This is a genomic window from Martinezella rhizogenes, assembly GCF_000799715.1.
In the GTDB taxonomy this organism is placed as follows: Bacteria; Pseudomonadota; Alphaproteobacteria; order Rhizobiales; family Rhizobiaceae; genus Rhizobium; species Rhizobium rhizogenes_C.
This window is the reverse complement of the sequence record NZ_JUHG01000016.1, coordinates 257,999-276,425: the sequence shown is the minus strand read 5'-3', so window position 1 is coordinate 276,425 and position 18,427 is coordinate 257,999. Positions and strand designations below refer to the sequence as shown.

Here is an 18,427-nt window from a genome sequence, read left to right as displayed (position 1 = left end):
GGCGGCAAACATCATAATTCAGGGACGACGAATGGCTGGTTTTTTCAAGCGCATGCTTCCGAAGCGGTTTCGCAAGGAAAGAGTGGTCATCCCGGTCATCCGGCTGAGCGGCGTCATTGCGTCCGGCAGCGGGCCTCTTCGACAGTCGCTCAACCTTGCCGGTGTCTCACAGGCGCTGGAAAAGGCCTTCGAGATGAAGGCCGCGCCTGCGGTCGCGATTGTCGTCAACTCGCCCGGTGGCTCGCCGGTGCAGTCGCGGATGATCTATAACCGCATCCGCGATCTCGCGCAGGAGAAGCAGAAGAAGGTGCTGGTCTTCGTCGAGGACGTCGCGGCATCTGGCGGCTACATGATTGCACTCGCCGGCGACGAGATCATTGCTGACGCCACCTCCATCGTTGGTTCCATCGGCGTCGTCTCCGGCGGCTTCGGTTTCCCGGAGCTGTTGAAGAAGCTCGGTGTCGAGCGTCGCGTCTATACCGCCGGCGAGAACAAGGTGATCCTCGATCCATTCCAGCCGGAAAAGGAAAAGGACATCGAATATCTGAAGAGCCTGCAGCTGGAGATCCACAAAGTCTTCATCGACATGGTGCGCGAGCGCCGGGCAGGCAAGCTGACCGACGACGAGACGGTGTTTTCCGGTCTTTTCTGGACTGGTGGACGCGGTCTGGAACTTGGCCTGATCGACGGGCTCGGCGATATGCGCCAGGAGCTGAAGAAACGCTTCGGCGACAAGACCAAGCTCGAGCTGGTCACCACGCCGCGCAGCCTCTTCGGCCGCCGCGCGCCCGGCATTTCGCTTTCCGGCATGGATAACATCGGCGCCGGCCTTGCCTCCGGACTTGCGCAAGCGGCGGAGGAAAAGGCATTGTGGGGACGGTACGGATTGTAATCGGGAGCGCTGCGAAATGCCGCAGATCATATTCTTCGCCGTCGTCATCGGCGGCATCTGGTGGCTTTATCGACGCTTCGTGCGCGATGCGCAAAAGCTCACCGAAAAGTCGCGCAGGGCCGAAAACGAACGACGCACGGGTGCCGTCGGGACCTTGGTGAAGGATCCGAAGACGGGGGAATATCGGGTGAAGCGGGATGACGAGTAAGATGGACAAGACAGAGCGGCGCAAGCGGGCTTTGGAGAAGGTAAAGTCATTCCGATTGGAGCTTCCCGTCGATTGGAAATTTGATCGCGATCAAGCCAATGTACGTAGCGATGACACGGATATCAGCGTCGTTCCTTTACCCGAGACATCCAATCCGCGCCCGCATAGCTGATGCACACAATGCGGACGACCTTGGTGGCATCATCCACGGTGAAGCACACGACCGCTTTTTCTGAAGCGGGAATTGCCCTCAATGTTGGCGCCATATCGGTGCGTACGGTGCCTATGTGCGGAAAGTCGGCAAGCCTATCGATGAATTTCGTGATTTCATCGGTCTTGGCTAGTCCAACTTCGATGCCTGCATAGTTGGAAATGAAGTCGACGATGTCGAAGAGATCGTGCTCGACAAGTGGATGCTTGGTGATCACATAGCGCATGAGCTAACTTATTTAGCGTATTTCTGGCGCAGCTTGTCTTTCACCCTTGAGGCCATTTCCTTACCGTCCCAGGGTAGCCATTGGTCAGCAGGCAATTCCATACGCCGACGAATTTCATCCGCCATGCCAGACACCACATCATTGGGTGTGCCATCATGATGCGTCGTCTGGTCAATCTGCTCGATTGCCGCTTCAACGAGGCTGGAAATCGAAGGAAATGCGCCTTCCTCGACCATCTTTTCCGCAAGCCGAAGATGGTGTTCGGACAATGTGATTTCGGTTTTGACGTTCATTATTCTTCTCCAAGGCGGCGCGGAGACGCATAGCCATATCTATACGTCATCTCTTGACCCTTGTCTTCCATCGTGGCACCTGTCGCGCCAACGTACATTAAGCAAATAGTAGCTGATCCCCATGACCGCCACCGTGCCCGACCATATGAACCCGAAGCGCTCCTTTCAGGCGTTGATCCTGACCCTGCATAATTACTGGGCCGACAAGGGTTGCGCGGTTCTTCAGCCCTACGACATGGAAGTCGGTGCCGGCACGTTCCATCCGGCCACCACGCTGCGCGCGCTGGGGCCGAAGCCGTGGAAGGCCGCCTATGTGCAGCCGTCCCGCCGCCCGTCCGACGGTCGCTACGGTGAAAACCCGAACCGGATGCAGCATTACTACCAGTATCAGGTCATCCTGAAGCCGAATCCGCCGAACCTGCAGGAGCTCTATCTCGGCTCGCTGGCGGCGATCGGTCTCGACCCACTCCTGCACGACATCCGCTTCGTCGAGGATGATTGGGAAAGCCCGACGCTCGGCGCTTGGGGTCTCGGCTGGGAGTGCTGGTGCGACGGCATGGAAGTGTCGCAGTTCACCTATTTCCAGCAGATCTGCGGCATCGAATGTGCGCCGGTCGCTGGCGAGCTGACCTATGGCCTCGAGCGCCTTGCCACCTACGTCCAGGGCGTCGACAGCGTCTACGACCTGAATTTCAACGGCCTCGAAGGCGATGAGAAGATCACCTACGGCGATGTCTTCCTGCAGGCCGAGCAGGAATATTCCCGGCATAATTTCGAATATGCCAATACCGAGATGCTGCATCGCCACTTCATCGATGCCGAGAAGGAATGCCTGGCGCTTCTGGCCGCCGGCGCGCCCGGCGACAGCGACAATCAGCGTCTGCACAAATGCGTCTTTCCGGCCTATGACCAGTGCATCAAGGCGAGCCATGTCTTCAACCTGCTCGACGCGCGCGGGGTGATCTCCGTCACCGAGCGCCAGAGCTACATCCTGCGCGTGCGCACGCTCGCCAAGGCATGCGGCGAGGCTTTCCTGCTGACGGATGCCGGTGGCGTCAACTGGGGCAAGCAGGCTGCCTAAGATACTGCCAGCACAGCGAAAGCGGGTGACAATAGTCGCGAAGCCGCATAGTGTCCCCTTGATTGTAATCGCAACGGGGGGTTCGCGATGTATATTATCCTGGCGGTCATCGTCCTTGCCGCGCTGTATGCCGTTTTCGTCTACAACGGTCTCGTCAGCGCCCGGCAGGTGGCCGAAGAAGCCTGGTCCGGCATCGACGTACAGTTGAAGCGCCGCGCCGATCTCATTCCCAATCTTATCGAGACGGTCAAAGGCTATGCTGGCCATGAGCGTCAGACATTGGAAGAGGTCGTCGAGTTGCGCAACAAGGCGCAGGCCGTGCCGGCAGGTGATGTCGCAGGCCGTGGCGTGGCCGAAGGTCTTCTCGGCCAGGCGCTCGGTCGCGTGATAGCCCTTGCCGAAGCCTATCCGGATCTGAAGGCCAACACGAACTTCCTCGAATTGCAGCGCTCGCTGGAGGGCATCGAAGGCGAGATCCAGATGTCGCGGCGCTATTACAACGGTGCTGCCCGCGACTTGAATGTCAAGGTCGAGAGTTTTCCCTCCAATCTCATCGCCGGCCAGTTCGGTTTCGCCAAGCGCGCTTTCTTCGAGATTACCGACGAAGCCGACCGCGCCGTTCCGACCGTCAAGTTCTGAGATTCCAGCTATCGGTTTTGCATGTGAGGCGGTAAAGGAAGCCGACCGCAGGCCATCGGCCGCTTTCCTGACTGACCAAAGAGAATGATGATGGGTAGAGCCAAACTCACGATTATCCCGCCTGGCAAGCCGTTGACCGGCCGCGCCATGCCGCCGGGATCGAAGTCGATCACCAATCGCGCGCTGCTGCTCGCCGGCCTTGCCAAAGGCACCAGCCGACTGACCGGTGCGCTGAAGAGTGACGACACCCGCTATATGGCCGAAGCGCTGCGTGCCATGGGCGTGACCATCGACGAGCCCGACGACACCACCTTCATCGTCACCGGCAGCGGCAAGCTTCAGCCGGCGACGGAACCGCTTTTCCTCGGCAATGCCGGCACCGCGACCCGCTTCCTGACGGCCGCCGCCGCCCTGGTCGACGGCAAGGTCGTGGTCGATGGCGATGCCCACATGCGCAAGCGGCCGATCGGCCCGCTGGTCGATGCGCTGCGTTCGCTCGGCATTGATGCGATCGCCGAAACCGGCTGCCCGCCGGTCACCATCAACGGCACGGGCCGCTTCGAGGCGAGCCGCGTGCAAATCGACGGCGGCCTTTCCAGCCAATATGTCTCCGCCCTCCTGATGATGGCCGCCGGCGGCGACCGGCCGGTCGATGTCGAATTGCTCGGCGAGCATATCGGCGCGCTCGGCTATATCGATCTCACGGTTGCTGCCATGCGCGCTTTCGGCGCCAAGGTCGAGCGCACCAGCCCGGTCACATGGCGGGTCGAGCCGACCGGCTACCACGCAGCGGATTTCCTTATCGAGCCGGATGCTTCGGCCGCGACCTATCTCTGGGCGGCGGAAGTGCTGACGGGCGGCAAAATCGATCTTGGCACGCCGGCGACGGAGTTTTCGCAGCCGGACGCGCGCGCCTATGATCTCATCTCGCAATTCCCGCATCTGCCCGCCGTCATCGACGGATCGCAGATGCAGGACGCCATCCCGACGCTTGCCGTCCTTGCCGCTTTCAACGAGACGCCCGTCCGCTTCGTCGGTATCGCCAACCTCCGCGTCAAGGAATGTGACCGCGTCCGCGCGCTGTCGAGCGGTCTGTCGCGTATCGTTCCCGGCCTTGGTACGGAAGAAGGCGATGATCTGATCGTCGCTTCCGATCCGAGCTTGGCTGGCAAGGTTTTACCCGCCGAAATCGACAGCTTCGCCGATCACCGCATCGCCATGAGCTTCGCGCTCGCCGGCCTGAAGATCGGTGGCATCACCATTCTCGACCCCGATTGCGTCGCCAAGACCTTCCCGGCCTATTGGCGGGTACTGGCGTCGCTGGGTGTCGCCTACGACGACTGATGCCTCGCTCCCCCTGGGAGCGTGGATTTGCATTCATGCTATGCGGCGCCCTCCATCGGGCGTTGCGGGGGATCACATGGGGGTGTGATGATGCGCTGGCTTTCCGGGATTTTCCTGGCCTTGATCCTGCTGTTCTCCGCAACGGCAGCCCTGACGGCCGAAGTCATCACAAACTTCGCCCAGGCGATTGCCGTCAATCGCGATGGCTCGATGAATGTCACCGAGACCATTGCCGTGAATGCCGAAGGCCGCGCCATCCGTCGCGGCATCTTCCGGGATTTTCCGCTGACCTTCCTCGATGCCGACGGCCACCGGGCTCAGGTGGATTTCGATGTCGTCTCCGTCGAGCGCGACGGGCAGCCGGAGGAATGGCGGCTCGAGCGGATTGAAGGCGGCGAGCGCATCTATATCGGCCGGGCGGATCAGGGGAGTACGCAATTCCTCCTCAGTCCCGGCCCGCATACCTTCCGCATCACCTATATGACCAACCGGCAAATCCGATATTTCGACGATCACGACGAGCTTTATTGGAACGTCACCGGCAATGGCTGGCTCTTCCCGATCCTGCGGGCCTCGGCCACGGTCACTCTGCCGGATGGGGTGATGGCGCAGCAGCTTGCCTATTATACCGGCCCGATCGGCGGCAAAGGCCAGGATGCAAGCGCCAGCCAGCAAGCGGGCAAGGTCACCTTCGCCACGACGCGTCCATTGGCTCAAGGCGAGGGGCTGACGATTGCCGTCAAGCTGCCGAAGGGGGTAATTCTGCCGCCAAGCAGCGGCCAGCAATGGCGCTGGTTCATCGCCGATCATCTCGACGCGATCATTGCCATTGGTGGCCTGATCCTCGTGTTTGCCTATTATCTCAGGAGCTGGATCGCGGTCGGGCGTGATCCGCCGCGGGGCGTCATGGTGCCGCGCTGGGATCCGCCGGATGGTGTCTCGCCGGCGCTGGTCAACTATATCGACAATAGGGGCTTTTCGGGCGCCGGATGGACGGCGCTATCGGCGACGGCGATCGATCTTGCCGTACGCGGTTACGTCATTCTCGACGATCTGAAGGATAAGGTGATCCTCAAGGCGACCGGCAAGACGGCCGGCCGCGATCTGGGCAGCGGCGAGAAGGTGTTGTTCAGCGCAATCGGCCCGTTCACGCCGCTGGTGATCGACGCGGCGAACGGAGCGGCCGTCCAAAAGCTCGGCCAGCAATTCCGCAGCGCCATCGAGCGCGATCATCGCGACGAATATTACAAGGCCAACCGGCTCTATATCGTCATCGGTATCGCGCTGTCGGTGCTGATCCTGGCGTCCATTGTCATCTTCGGCCGACTGCATGAAAACGCGCTGCCGCTCATCGTCATTCCCGGCTTCCTCTCGATCGTGGTCACCATCTTTGCCGGCGCCATAGGCCGGATGTTCCTTCGCCATAACGCGGGCCTCGGACGACGGATTTTCTCGGTCCTCGTCTTCGCCTTCATCGGCTTCGTCATCGTGTCTATCGTCACCAGTCTTTTCGCGGCTGTCGTCGTGCCGCTGATGGAGGCGGGCGAACTGCCGCTACTGGTCGGGATCGTGGGCATTTTCGCCCTCAATGTCGTGTTCTTCTTTTTGATGGGCGCACCGACGCCGATCGGGCGGAAGATGATGGATGGCATTGCCGGTCTGCGGCAATATCTGACGCTGGCCGAACGCGACCGGATGAACATGCAGGGCGCGCCGCAGATGTCGCCGCAGCACTTCGAAAAGCTGCTGCCCTACGCCGTCGCTCTCGGCGTCGAAAAGCCGTGGTCAAGCGCTTTCGATGCCTGGCTGGCAACGGCAGCGGGTGCCGCAATCGCGGCAAGCTATGCTCCCGGCTGGTACATCGGCAATGTCTACGGCGGCAATCTTGGCGGCCGGATCGGCGACTTCTCCTCCTCCATGGCCTCAACCATCGCCTCCACCATTCCCGCGCCAGTCTCCAGCTCGTCCTCCGGCTTCGGCGGCAGCAGCGGCGGTGGTTTCTCAGGCGGCGGCGGCTTCTCCGGTGGCGGGGGTGGCGGAGGCGGTGGAGGCGGGTGGTGATTGAACACCTCCCCCTTGAGGGGGGAGGTCGCCGCGAAGCGGCGGGTGGGGGTGACAATTGGCTGGCTGCAGAGTCTGTCGGGATCACCCCACCCCGGACCTTTGGTCCGACCCTCCCCCTCAAGGGGAGGGTGTTTGTAGTCGTATAGAGACCTGCTATTTCAATAGGTTAGAGATCTTCTATGCCGAAGAAACCCTCCAAACTCGATCGCTTCAAAATCGCGAATAGCCGGCGTCTGCGCGCTGGTTCGACAGATGCTGAAGCCAAGCTTTGGAAGCATCTATGGCGCATCCCCATCGAAGGCACGCATTTTCGACGGCAAGTTCCGATTGGGCGCTATTTCGCTGATTTCGTTTGTCATCAGATAGGTTTGATTATCGAGCTTGACGGCATCCAGCACGCGGAAGATGCGGCAAGACGATACGATGCCGAGCGCACGGCATTTCTCGAACATCAGGCTATCACGTCATCCGATTTTGGAATGCCGAGGTAACGGATGAGATTGAGGCTGTTCTGGATACGATATTTGCCATTGTGCAGCAGCGGCAAATTTTGCTAGCAGAGGCCGACCATTTTCACACCACGCCGGCACACCGTGCCGACCCTCTCTCTCAAGGGGAGGGTGAGGAACATTGACATGCCCGATCTCCTTCTCGAACTTCGCTCCGAGGAAATTCCCGCCCGTATGCAGCGCAAGGCTGCCGGCGATCTGAAGAAGCTCGTCACCGACGCGCTGGTCGAGGCGGGTCTGTCCTATGAGGGCGCGCGCGAATATTGGACGCCGCGCCGCCTGACACTAGATATTCGCGGCGTGACGGCGCGCTCCGCCGATGTGCGGGAAGAGCGCAAGGGACCACGCACCGACGCCAACGAAAAGGCGATCGAAGGCTTTTTGCGCGGTGCCGGCCTATCTTCCGTTTCTGAAGCACAGGTGCAGAGCGACCCGAAGAAGGGCGATTTCTATGTTGCTATCATTTCGAAGCCCGGCCGCGCCGCCGAGGAGATCATCGCCGACGTGATGCCTGGGATCATTCGCGATTTTCCCTGGCCGAAGTCGATGCGCTGGGGCAAGGCGTCGGCCAAGCCCGGCTCGCTGCGCTGGGTCCGCCCGCTGCAGTCGATCGTCTGCACGTTCGGCACCGAGCATGAAGAGACTGTCGTCATCCCCTTCGAGATCGACGGCATCGTCGCCTCGAATGTGACCTACGGCCATCGTTTCCATGCGCCTGGCCCGATTACAGTCAAGCGTTTCGACGATTACGTGTCCAGCCTGGACAAGGCCAAGGTCATTCTCGATGCCGAGCGCCGCAAGGACATCATCCTGCACGATGCCCGCGACATCGCTTTCGCCAATGGCTTGGAACTGGTCGAGGACGAGGGTCTGCTGGAAGAGGTTTCCGGCCTGGTGGAATGGCCGCAGGTGTTGATGGGGTCCTTCGAAGAGGATTACCTGTCGATCCCCTCGGAAATCATCCGCCTGACGATCAAGACCAACCAGAAGTGTTTCGTCACCCGCCGGCAAGACTCCCACCTCCCCCTTAAAGGGGGAGGTCGCAGCGAAGCTGCGGGTGGGGGTGACGCCTTGTTCCAGCAAAATCACCCCACCCCGGCACTTCGTGCCGACCCTCCCCTTCAAGGGGAGGGTGTGCTCTCCAACCGCTTTATCCTTGTCTCCAATATCCAGGCGACGGATGGCGGCAAGGAGATCATTCACGGTAACGGCAAGGTCGTGCGCGCTCGTCTCTCCGACGCGCTGCATTTCTGGAAGCGCGACCAGGGCTATCTGCCGGACCTCGAAACGCTGGAAGCCTCCGCCGCAACATTCGGCCTCGACCTGAAAAAGCCGCTCGACCAGCGCATGGCCAAGCTCGACGCGCTGAACGTCACCTTCCATGCCAAGCTTGGCAGCCAGGGCGAGCGCGTTTCCCGCATCCGTACGCTTGCGGCCGAGCTCGCCAAGATCACAGGCGCCGATCCGATCAAGGTCGATCGCGCCGCGGTACTGGTTAAGGCCGATCTGCGCACCGAAGCCGTCGGCGAATTCCCCGAGCTTCAGGGCCTCATGGGCCGAAAATATGCGGTGCTGCAGGGCGAGGACGCCTCCGTGGCCGCCGCGATCGAGGATCATTACAAGCCGCAAGGCCCATCCGACCGCGTGCCGGACGACAAGGTGGCAGTCACCGTAGCACTTGCCGACAAGCTGGATACGCTGATCGGCTTCTGGACGATCGACGAGAAGCCGACCGGCTCCAAGGACCCCTATGCGCTGCGCCGCGCGGCTTTGGGCGTGGTCCGCATTCTGCTGGAACGTAAGGTGCGCCTGCCGCTGCTGGCGGTGACGAAGGATGCGGATCTCCTCGCCTTCTTCCACGACCGCCTGAAAGTCTATCTTCGCGATCAGGGCGCCCGTTACGATCTCATCGATTCCGTGCTGACGCCGGAAGCCGACGATCTCCTGATGGTTGCCCGCCGCGTCGAGGCACTGACGGCCTTCATCACCTCGGAAGACGGCAAGAACCTGCTCGCCGGCACCAAGCGCGCCACGCAGCTCCTCGCCGCCGAGGAAAAGAAGGGCACTGTCGTTGCCGATAGCGTGTCCGAAACCCTGTTGACGCTCGACGCCGAAAAAGACCTTTTCGCCGCCGTCACCAAGGTCTCGGCCGAAGCCGCCAAGGCGATTGCCGGTGAGGATTTCCGCTCCGCCATGGCTGCGCTTTCGACGCTGCGCGCGCCCGTCGACCGCTTCTTCGGAGACGTCCTCGTCAACGACGAAGACGCCGCCATCCGCGCCAACCGTCTGGCGCTACTGCGGCTGATCCGAGAGGCAACGGGAACGGTTGCGGACTTCTCGAAGATTGCGGGATAGAAAAGGGAGGCGCGATGATCGGAAAAATCCTCGTCAGCGCCTGCCTCATGGGCCATGCAGTCCGTTACGACGGCCGCGCCAAACCGCTCATCCATCCGGCCATCGACCGGTGGCGCGAAGAAGGCCGTCTCGTGACCATCTGTCCCGAGATGTCAGCCGGCATGGTCGTGCCCCGGCCTCCGGCGGAGATTGCTGGTGGAGCTACCGGCGAGGATGTGCTCGCGGGCACGGCGCGCGTGATGGAAATCAGCGGCGGTGACGTGACCGAAGGATTTCGCCAGGCGGCCGAGAACGCCTTGGCGCTTGCCAGGGAAACCGGCTGCCGCTATGCGCTGCTCATCGACGGCAGCCCGTCCTGCGGTTCCGGCTTTATCTATAACGGCACATTTTCCGGCGGACGGCATCCAGGCGATGGCGTCACCGCAGCCTTGCTGAAACGGGCTGGTATCGAGGTCTATTCCGATCGCGAGATCGACCGGCTGGCCGCGCGGATTGCCGCCGGCGAGTGACCCTCTTTGACATCTGGACAAAGAAAAACCGCCGGGTTGCGCCCGGCGGTTTGTCCTGTCTGTTGCGGCCCAGTCTACGCGGCGCGGCGGGTCTGTGCGACCGGCCGGCCGTCGTTGACGTGGAAGCCACGGATCAGGTCGAGCAGGTCCTCGGTGTCGGCGGCCAGCGTTTCGGCCGATGCCGTCGTCTCCTCCGCCATGGCGGCGTTCTGCTGCGTCGCGGCGTCGAGCTGGTTCATCGACGACGAGATCGAGCGCAGCGTCGTGTCCTGTTCGGAGGCGCTGTGGGCGATCTTCGAGACGATCTCGTTGGCTGCCTTGATCTGGTCGGAAATGCGCTTCAGCGCTTCGCCGGCCTCGCCGACAAGACGGACACCCTGGTCGACCTGGCCGGACGAGCGGGCGATCTGATCCTTGATCTCCTTGGCGGCTGCCGCGGACCGCTGGGCCAGTTCGCGCACTTCCTGGGCGACGACGGCAAAGCCCTTGCCGGATTCGCCGGCACGAGCGGCCTCGACCCCGGCGTTGAGCGCCAGAAGATTGGTCTGGAAGGCGATCTCATCGATGACGCCGATGATCTTGCTGATCTCGGCGGACGACTTTTCAATACCACTCATTGCCTCGATCGCCTGGGCGACAACGGCGTCACTGCGTGATGCCTCGGTGCTGACGGAGTGAACCCGCTTGCTGGCCTCATGCGCGCCTTCGGCCGTCTGGCGGACGGCGACAGTCAACTCGTCGAGTGCTGCCGAGGTTTCTTCCAGGCTGGCGGCCTGGCGTTCGGTGCGCTGCGATAGTTCGTTGGAGGCGCGACGAATCTCCTCCTTGCTGACACCGATGTCGTTGCCCTTGGCATTGACCCGGCCCATGGCGGCCTCGAGATGGGAGAGCGCTTCGTTGAAATTGTTGCGCAGACCGGCATAGCTGATCCCGATATCGCCGCAGCGCACGGTCAGATCGCCCTGTGCAAGTTGCTCCAGCGCCCTGCCGATGATGGAGACGACGCGAGCCTGTTCTTGGGCCTCGTCGTGTTGCTGACGCAGGTTCTGCTGGCGTTCGGCGCTGATTTCCTCTTCCTGCGCGGCCTGGCGCTCCGTCAACGCGTGGCGCTCGCGGATCTTTTCCTGCAACGCCAGAGTGGCCTGGGCCATCAGGCCGATCTCGTTGTGCATGGCCGCATGCGGAATCGCGACCTGCACATCCTCGTCGGCGACAGCTTTAAGGGCGGTGTGCACTTCGGTCAGCGGCTTGGTGATGCCGCGAATAAAGTAGAGCGAAGCGCCGACGCCGATGAGGAAGACGATGCCGCAGATCATCAGCGCGCGCCACATCGTCGCGTTGATCTGTGCTTCGAGATCGTCCATGTAGACGCCGCAGCCGAGAACGATCTGCCAGGGCGCGAAGGCCGCGGAATAGCTGCCCTTCAGGAAAAGCTCTCCCTCGGGATGACCGGGCTTGACCCAGTAGTAGACGGTGCGTCCGCCGCCCTTGATGCCCTTTTCGACCATTTCCTTGCTGAAATGCGTTCCGTTACGGTCAACCTGACCGGACATGTCTTTACCGATGTTGACCGGGCTCGGATGGATCCGCTGAACGACGTTGTAGTCGAAGCCGAAGAAATAGCCCGACGGTTCGAAGGTGACATGCGAGAGAATTTTGAAAGCCTCGGCCTGGGCGGCCTCATGCGTCATCTCGCCGGATTTTTCGCGCTGATAATATTGATTCATGATCGAAATGCCTGATTCGACCTGCGTGCGGAGCAGATTAAAACGGTCGGCATAAATAGAGTCTGCTTGCGACCGAATCTGGAAATAGGTCGCCACGGAGAAAGCGGCGATAAGTACGCCCAGAAGGGCGAAGAGTTGATGTGCGATCTTGAGATGCTTCATAGTGCCTCGCAACAGGGTAAGGTGAATACCGGCGCGGTTTCCTACCGCCTGTGCGATCGCCTGAGAGAGTCCCAATACGCTTGCTGCTGCTCGAAAAGACATGCTGCTGTCCGGTTCAAGTAAAATCCCGGTTTATGTCTAATAAAGTTTTAATCAAAACAGCGCGATCGACAATTAAGTGGCTTTGAGCGCGAGATGTGTTGCGCCGCAGTAAATAATATTGAATCAACCTCAATATTATCTTAGGCCGCAAGCGAAACTTCCGCACTTCGTCCATGAAAAACAAATGCGCCCCCGCTTCTCTTCAGGGGCGCATTGGTCCGCCTTGCGGCGGACCCCGTCGACCGAAACTTTGGCCGGGCGGGGCAGGGAACTGGATCGGGAAGCTATTTTACTGGCGAAGCTGGAAACCGGAGAGGTCGAGCGGCGCGGGCTCCCGCGTCCGGGCGGGCTTGGGCAAGGCAGCGGTCTTTGCTGTCATATCGATGCCGTCGGGCGCGGTGTTCGCAGCGGCCAGGGCCTCGGGCGTTGGCTTGGAGATGAAGACGACCGGCGAGCCGCCCATCCAGGCCTCGGTACGCACCACCTTCTTCTGGCCGTCGACGTCGCGGATGACGATGGATTGTGTGCCCGGCGTCAATTCCGGCACCACATACTCCTTCTTGACGAGTTGCGGCTTGATGGCCGGGCAATCGGTGCAGACCTTGTCGAGAATGCTGCCGCCGCCTGTCTGCGTCTTGCTGTCGATGGGCTGGATCGACGACGCCATGGCCGAACCGGCGGCCAGCATGCATGCCAAGGTCAGGAAGAAGGGACGCATAACAAACCACTCCGTCTTATCGTGACGGCGAAATTAGCGCGTCTTTGTTTCCATCTCGTCAGGAGATTAGGTAAAAGTTTAGTGGAGACCTGAAATTCAGGACCTGCTTCGTGTTTCCGTTTCAGGCCTTTTCCCTTGCGATAGCCTGCCAGCCGATGTCGCTGCGGCTGAAGCCATTTTCCCACTCCACCTTGCCGGCAAGGGCATAGGCGCGCTTCTGCGCCTCGCTGACGGTCTTGCCGGTCGCGGTGACATTCAGCACCCGGCCGCCGGTCGCGACCAGCGCGCCGTCCTTCAGCGCCGTGCCGGCATGGAACACCTTGGCGCCGTCGCTGTCGGTGGGTAGCGCCGCGATCGGCGTGTTCTTGGCGTAGGAACCCGGATAGCCCTTTGAGGCCATGACCACGGACAGCGCCACGTCGTCGCTCCATTCGGCGTTGACCTGATCCAGCGTGCCGTTGGCGCAGGCGAGCAGCAGCGGCAGCAGGTCGCTCTTCAGCCGCATCATCAGCACCTGGCATTCCGGGTCGCCGAAGCGGACGTTGTATTCGATCAGCTCCGGCCCCTTGGCGGTGATCATCAGTCCGGCGAAAAAGACGCCGGAGAAGGGATGGCCGCTTTCCGCCATGCCGCGCATCGTCGGCTCGATGATCTCCTTCATGGTCCGCTCGACCATCTCCGCCGTCATGACCGGGGCGGGGGAATAAGCGCCCATGCCGCCGGTGTTCGGGCCGGTATCGCCGTCGCCGACACGCTTGTGGTCCTGGGCGGTGGCGAGCGCCAGCGCGTGCTTGCCGTCGCTAAGGCAGAAGAAGCTCGCCTCCTCGCCGTCGAGATAGGCCTCGATCACCACTTCCGCACCAGCCTCACCAAATGCGCCTTCGAAGCAGTCATCGACAGCGGCAAGCGCCTCGTCGACCGTCATGGCGACGGTGACGCCTTTGCCGGCGGCAAGCCCGTCGGCCTTGACGACGATCGGCGCGCCTTGCTCGCGGATATAGGCTTTGGCCTTCGGCGCATTGTTGAAACGCTGGTAGGCGCCGGTCGGGATATCGTAACGGGCGCAGATATCCTTGGTGAAACCCTTGGAGCCCTCGAGCTGGGCGGCCGCTGTGGACGGTCCGAAGACTGCGATACCTTCAGCGCGCAGGTGGTCGGCAATGCCGGCGACGAGAGGTGCTTCCGGGCCGATGACGACGAAGTCGATGGCCTTTTCCTTGCAGAAGGCAGCGACCGCACCGTGGTCCTCGATATCGATCGCGGCAAGCGTTGCATGTTCGGCAATGCCGGGATTGCCGGGCGCGGCATAGAGTTCCGTCATCAGCGGCGATTGCGCCAGTTTCCAGGCCAGCGCATGCTCGCGTCCGCCCGATCCGATCAACAGAACTTTCATGGCTTGCCCTCTTCATTAGGTTCTTGTGCGCGGTTAAGGGGGGAGAGCCCAAAGGTCAAGCGGCAAATCCTGTGGAGGCGCGGGCAGCAACATTGCCCTGCCTTTTTATGTCGCTAAAGCGGGATGCTGGTTTCGAGTCGCGATCCCCTCAGTTGCCCTGATTGGCGGGATATTATCGGAAACCGCTTCGTACTTTCCGGGATCACGCCTATGGTCCCGTCCCCGAGTTCAGTTCAGAGAGACATATGGCCGCCGACATTCGTTCCCTTGCCGCAACCATCGCCAACGAGATCAATTCGCGTCCGGAGCAGGCCAAGGCCGCGATCGAGCTTCTCGACGAAGGCTCGACGGTACCGTTCATCGCCCGCTATCGCAAGGAAGTGACCGGCGGCCTCGACGATGGCCAGTTGCGAACGCTGGCCGAACGCCTCGTCTATCTGCGCGAGCTCGAAGCCCGCCGCTCTGCCATCGTCGACTCGATCAACGGCCAGGGTAAGATGACCGACGAGCTGATGCGCAAGATCGCCGTGGTTGCCACCAAGGCCGAACTGGAAGACCTTTATCTTCCCTATAAGCAGAAGCGCCGCACCCGCGCCGAGATCGCCAGGGAGCGCGGCCTCGGTCCGCTTGCCGATACCATTCTCGCCGACCGCTCCCGGGAGCCGGCCACTCTGGCCGAGGGCTTCCTCACCGCCGACGTGCCCGATGTGAAGACGGCGCTTGAAGGCGCGCGCGACATCATTGCCGAAGGTATTGCCGAAAATGCCGACCTGCTCGGCAAGCTGCGTACCTACATGAAAACCAATGCTGCGCTGAAGGCCAGGGTCGTCGACGGCAAGCAGGACGCGGGCGCGAAATTCTCCGATTATTTCGACCATCAGGAACGTTGGGCAACCGCCCCCGGCCACCGCGCGCTCGCCATGCTGCGCGGCTGGAACGAAGAGTTCCTGACGCTCACCATCGAAATCGACGTCGATGCCGTCTCGCCCAACAAGCCGGTGGAGCGGATGGTTGCCACGGCCTATGAGATCGGCCCAAGCCGTCCCGGCGACCGCTGGCTAACGGAGGTTGCGAGCTGGACCTGGCGTGTGAAGCTCTCCATGTCGCTGTCGCTCGATCTGATGCGTGAGCTGCGCGAGCGCGCCGAGGAAGAAGCGATCCACGTCTTCGCCCGCAATCTGAAGGATCTGCTGCTCGCCGCACCCGCCGGCTCGCGCGCGACCATGGGCCTTGATCCGGGCATCCGCACCGGCGTCAAGGTCGCCGTGGTCGACGGCACCGGCAAGGTGCTGGAAACGACGACGGTCTATCCTTTCCCACCGAGGAACGACGTGCGCGGCACCCAAGTGACTTTGGCGGCGCTGGTGCGCAAGCACAATGTCGAGCTGATCTCCATCGGCAACGGCACGGGCAGCCGCGAGACGGAGAAGCTGGTGGCTGATATGCTTGCCGACGTGCCGGCGCCGAAGCCGACCAAGGTCATCGTCTCGGAAGCGGGCGCCTCCGTCTACTCGGCTTCCGAGACCGCGGCGCTGGAATTCCCCGGCCTCGACGTCTCGCTGCGCGGCGCCGTCTCCATCGCCCGACGTCTGCAGGATCCGCTGGCCGAACTCGTCAAGATCGAGCCGAAGTCGATCGGCGTTGGCCAATACCAGCATGATGTCGATCAGCTGAAGCTGTCGCGCTCGCTGGATGCTGTCGTCGAAGACGCGGTGAACGCCGTCGGCGTCGATCTGAACACGGCGTCCGCGCCGCTGCTGGCCCGCGTTTCCGGCCTCGGGCCGTCGATTGCCGATGCGATCGTCAAGCACCGTGATGGCGAAGGTCGCTTCGAGACTCGCCGCGATCTCCTGAAGGTCGCCCGTCTCGGCCAGCGTACCTTCGAGCAATGCGCCGGCTTCCTGCGTATCCCCAATGGCAAGGAGCCGCTCGACGCCTCCTCGGTGCATCCGGAAGCCTATGGCGTCGCCAAGAAGATCGTTGCTGCCTGCGGCCGTGACCTGCGCAGCCTGATGGGCGACGCGACAGCGCTAAAGGCGGTCGACCCACGCCAGTTCATCGATGAGAAATTCGGCCTGCCGACCGTGCGTGACATCATCGCCGAGCTGGAAAAGCCCGGCCGCGATCCGCGCCCGAGCTTCAAGACCGCGACCTTCGCCGAGGGGATCAATGAGATCAGCGATCTCAAGCCCGGCATGCTACTGGAGGGCACGGTGACCAACGTCGCCGCTTTCGGCGCTTTCGTCGACATCGGCGTTCATCAGGATGGTCTCGTGCATGTCTCGCAGCTTGCCGATCGCTTCGTGAAGGACCCGCACGAGATCGTCAAGGCTGGCGATGTCGTGAAAGTGAAGGTTGTGGACGTTGACGCGAAACGGAAGCGAATCAGTTTGACGATGCGCAAGGACGGCGGCGTTGAGACGGCCCCGGTTGCGCGTGAGTCGCGAGAACAAAACAGCGCGCGCAACGCTGGCGGTAAGAACAATAGCCGCCCGAACATGCCTCAACAGGGTAGTTTCGGCGCCGCTCTGGCCGACGCATTCAAGCGAAAATAAGGACTTAGAACGAAATATTGCAAGAATATCACACTCTGGCAGCGTTGTTGCCGGAGTGCCACAGAGTGCGAAAAGCTGCGCTTGCCACAATGTTCTGAGGCGCTAAAGTTAGCGCTATTGTCATGTCATAACATTAGAGGCGTCCATGGCGTCGGCACTGTTCTCTCTTGTCAAAAAACTGGTCCGTAAAGGCTCCCTGAAACTTACGCTTGCTTCCGGCGAGACGCATATGATCGGCGACGGGTCCGGCGAAACAGTCGCCGTCCGCATCGCCGACCAACAGGCGGAGGACGCGGTTGCCCGCGATCCGACCCTGAAGCTCGGCGAAATGTATATGGAAGGGCGCTTCATTCTCGAGCAGGGGGATATCTATGATTTCCTCGCGCTGGTGAAGCAGAATACCACCAACGAAATCTTTGATATGCGCATGGCGACGCTGCTGATCGGCCGCATCGTCTGGCAGCAGCTCAAGAGCCGTTCGCCGATCAATCGCAACAAATACAATGTTGCGCATCACTACGATTTGTCGGCCAAGCTGTTCGATCTCTTCCTTGACGACGACTGGCAATATTCCTGCGCCTATTTCGTGCCGCCGGGCATCAGCCTGGATGAGGCACAGGTGGCCAAGAAGCGCCATATCGCCGCCAAGCTTTTGGTCGAGCCCGGCCAGCGCGTTCTGGAGATCGGCTCCGGCTGGGGCGGCATGGGCATGTATCTTGCCGAAGCCAATCCCGGCCTCGATTTCACCGGCATTACGCTGAGCGAAGAGCAGCTCAAGGTCTCGCGCGAGCGCACCGCCAAGCGAGGGCTGTCCGATCGCGTCCGCTTCGAGCTGCAGGACTACCGTTACCTCAAGGGTAAAAAATTCGACCGCATCGTCTCGGTCGGCATGTTCGAGCATGTCGGCATCGGCGACTACCGCAAATACTTCAACAAGGTTTCGGAGCTGCTCGACGACAACGGCGTCATGCTGCTGCATTCTATCGCGCGTCCGAAGCCGAGCTTTGCGACCAACGCCTTCATCGAGAAGTATATCTTCCCCGGCGGTTATATTCCCTCGGTCGGCGAGACCCTACCGCCGCTGGAAAAGGCCGGGCTCCTGGTCAAGGATGTCGAAATCCTGCCGATGCACTATGCCCATACGCTGCGGCATTGGCGCAACCGTTTCGTGGCGCGCAAGGCCGAGGCCGTGGCGCTCTACGACGAGAACTTCTTCCGCATGTGGGAGTTCTACCTGGCCGGCTCGGAAATGGGCTTCCGCTGGGATGAGCTCTTCATCATGCAGATCCAGATCACCAAGAACCAGTTTGCCGTTCCTGATAACCGCAACTATATCGGCGAGCGGGAGGCCAAGCTCAGGGAATTCGAGGCGACCCGCGCGCCGCTGGAGAAGATCGTGTTCTGAAGGTTTGTCATCGTTTGGAAGGTTGCGCCGGCCG

General features: G+C 61.4%; 15 protein-coding genes and 1 pseudogene. 11 read left to right on the top strand and 5 right to left on the bottom strand.

Annotated features, from left to right (window positions below):
* The first annotated feature begins 31 nt into the window (after window positions 1–31).
* The gene (locus EX00_RS23625) at window positions 32–892 is read left to right on the top strand and encodes a S49 family peptidase (protein WP_047463582.1); all 861 of its coding nucleotides are present in this window, start codon (window positions 32–34) and stop codon (window positions 890–892) included.
* A gap of 16 nt (window positions 893–908) precedes the next feature.
* Complete coding sequence (locus EX00_RS23620) at window positions 909–1,100, top strand: NfeD family protein (RefSeq protein WP_007695172.1); 192 nt, start codon at window positions 909–911, stop codon at window positions 1,098–1,100.
* Between the two features lie 122 nt (window positions 1,101–1,222).
* Here EX00_RS23620 and EX00_RS23615 read toward each other — a convergent pair whose 3' ends face one another.
* Entirely contained in the window at window positions 1,223–1,537 is a 315-nt protein-coding gene (locus EX00_RS23615; protein ID WP_047463580.1) for a type II toxin-antitoxin system RelE/ParE family toxin, read from the bottom strand.
* 8 nt (window positions 1,538–1,545) lie between these two features.
* Complete coding sequence (locus tag EX00_RS23610) at window positions 1,546–1,830, bottom strand: hypothetical protein (RefSeq protein WP_047463578.1); 285 nt, start codon at window positions 1,828–1,830, stop codon at window positions 1,546–1,548.
* Between the two features lie 121 nt (window positions 1,831–1,951).
* Here EX00_RS23610 and EX00_RS23605 point away from each other — a divergent pair, with 121 nt between their 5' ends.
* From EX00_RS23605 to EX00_RS23580, 7 genes and pseudogenes are all read left to right on the top strand, one after another.
* On the top strand, window positions 1,952–2,911 hold the full coding sequence (locus tag EX00_RS23605; RefSeq protein WP_047463576.1) for a glycine--tRNA ligase subunit alpha: 960 nt from the start codon (window positions 1,952–1,954) through the stop codon (window positions 2,909–2,911).
* Window positions 2,912–2,998: 87 nt separating this feature from the next.
* Entirely contained in the window at window positions 2,999–3,550 is a 552-nt protein-coding gene (locus EX00_RS23600) for a LemA family protein (protein WP_047463575.1), read from the top strand.
* An 87-nt stretch (window positions 3,551–3,637) separates the two neighbouring features.
* Window positions 3,638–4,894 (top strand): 3-phosphoshikimate 1-carboxyvinyltransferase, encoded by a 1,257-nt coding sequence (locus EX00_RS23595; protein ID WP_202903757.1) that lies wholly within the window; start codon window positions 3,638–3,640, stop codon window positions 4,892–4,894.
* Window positions 4,895–4,981: 87 nt separating this feature from the next.
* Window positions 4,982–6,955, top strand: a complete 1,974-nt coding sequence (locus EX00_RS23590; protein ID WP_080761318.1) for a DUF2207 domain-containing protein — start codon at window positions 4,982–4,984, stop codon at window positions 6,953–6,955.
* Window positions 6,956–7,137: 182 nt separating this feature from the next.
* Window positions 7,138–7,592 (top strand): annotated as a pseudogene (locus EX00_RS32060) (endonuclease domain-containing protein).
* Window position 7,593: 1 nt separating this feature from the next.
* Complete coding sequence (gene glyS / locus EX00_RS23585) at window positions 7,594–9,822, top strand: glycine--tRNA ligase subunit beta (protein ID WP_047463569.1); 2,229 nt, start codon at window positions 7,594–7,596, stop codon at window positions 9,820–9,822.
* Window positions 9,823–9,836: 14 nt separating this feature from the next.
* Entirely contained in the window at window positions 9,837–10,331 is a 495-nt protein-coding gene (locus EX00_RS23580; RefSeq protein WP_047463567.1) for a 2-thiouracil desulfurase family protein, read from the top strand.
* Window positions 10,332–10,405: 74 nt separating this feature from the next.
* On the opposite strand, the gene EX00_RS23575 is transcribed toward EX00_RS23580, so the two are convergent.
* The 3 genes from EX00_RS23575 to purD form a co-directional block, all read right to left on the bottom strand.
* Window positions 10,406–12,220, bottom strand: coding sequence for a methyl-accepting chemotaxis protein (locus EX00_RS23575; RefSeq protein ID WP_047463565.1), 1,815 nt, complete (start codon window positions 12,218–12,220; stop codon window positions 10,406–10,408).
* Between the two features lie 391 nt (window positions 12,221–12,611).
* Window positions 12,612–13,040 carry a plant virulence effector HPE1-like domain-containing protein gene (locus EX00_RS23570; RefSeq protein WP_047463563.1) on the bottom strand — a complete coding sequence of 143 codons (429 nt, stop codon included), beginning with the start codon at window positions 13,038–13,040 and terminating at the stop codon, window positions 12,612–12,614.
* Window positions 13,041–13,161: 121 nt separating this feature from the next.
* Window positions 13,162–14,433 (bottom strand): phosphoribosylamine--glycine ligase, encoded by a 1,272-nt coding sequence (gene purD / locus EX00_RS23565; protein WP_047463561.1) that lies wholly within the window; start codon window positions 14,431–14,433, stop codon window positions 13,162–13,164.
* Window positions 14,434–14,678: 245 nt separating this feature from the next.
* Between purD and EX00_RS23560 the strand changes: the two genes are divergently transcribed.
* Together EX00_RS23560 and EX00_RS23555 are read left to right on the top strand one after the other, a co-directional pair.
* Window positions 14,679–16,988 (top strand): Tex family protein, encoded by a 2,310-nt coding sequence (locus tag EX00_RS23560; protein WP_047463559.1) that lies wholly within the window; start codon window positions 14,679–14,681, stop codon window positions 16,986–16,988.
* 145 nt (window positions 16,989–17,133) lie between these two features.
* On the top strand, window positions 17,134–18,393 hold the full coding sequence (locus EX00_RS23555; protein ID WP_047463556.1) for an SAM-dependent methyltransferase: 1,260 nt from the start codon (window positions 17,134–17,136) through the stop codon (window positions 18,391–18,393).
* Window positions 18,394–18,427: the final 34 nt, after the last annotated feature.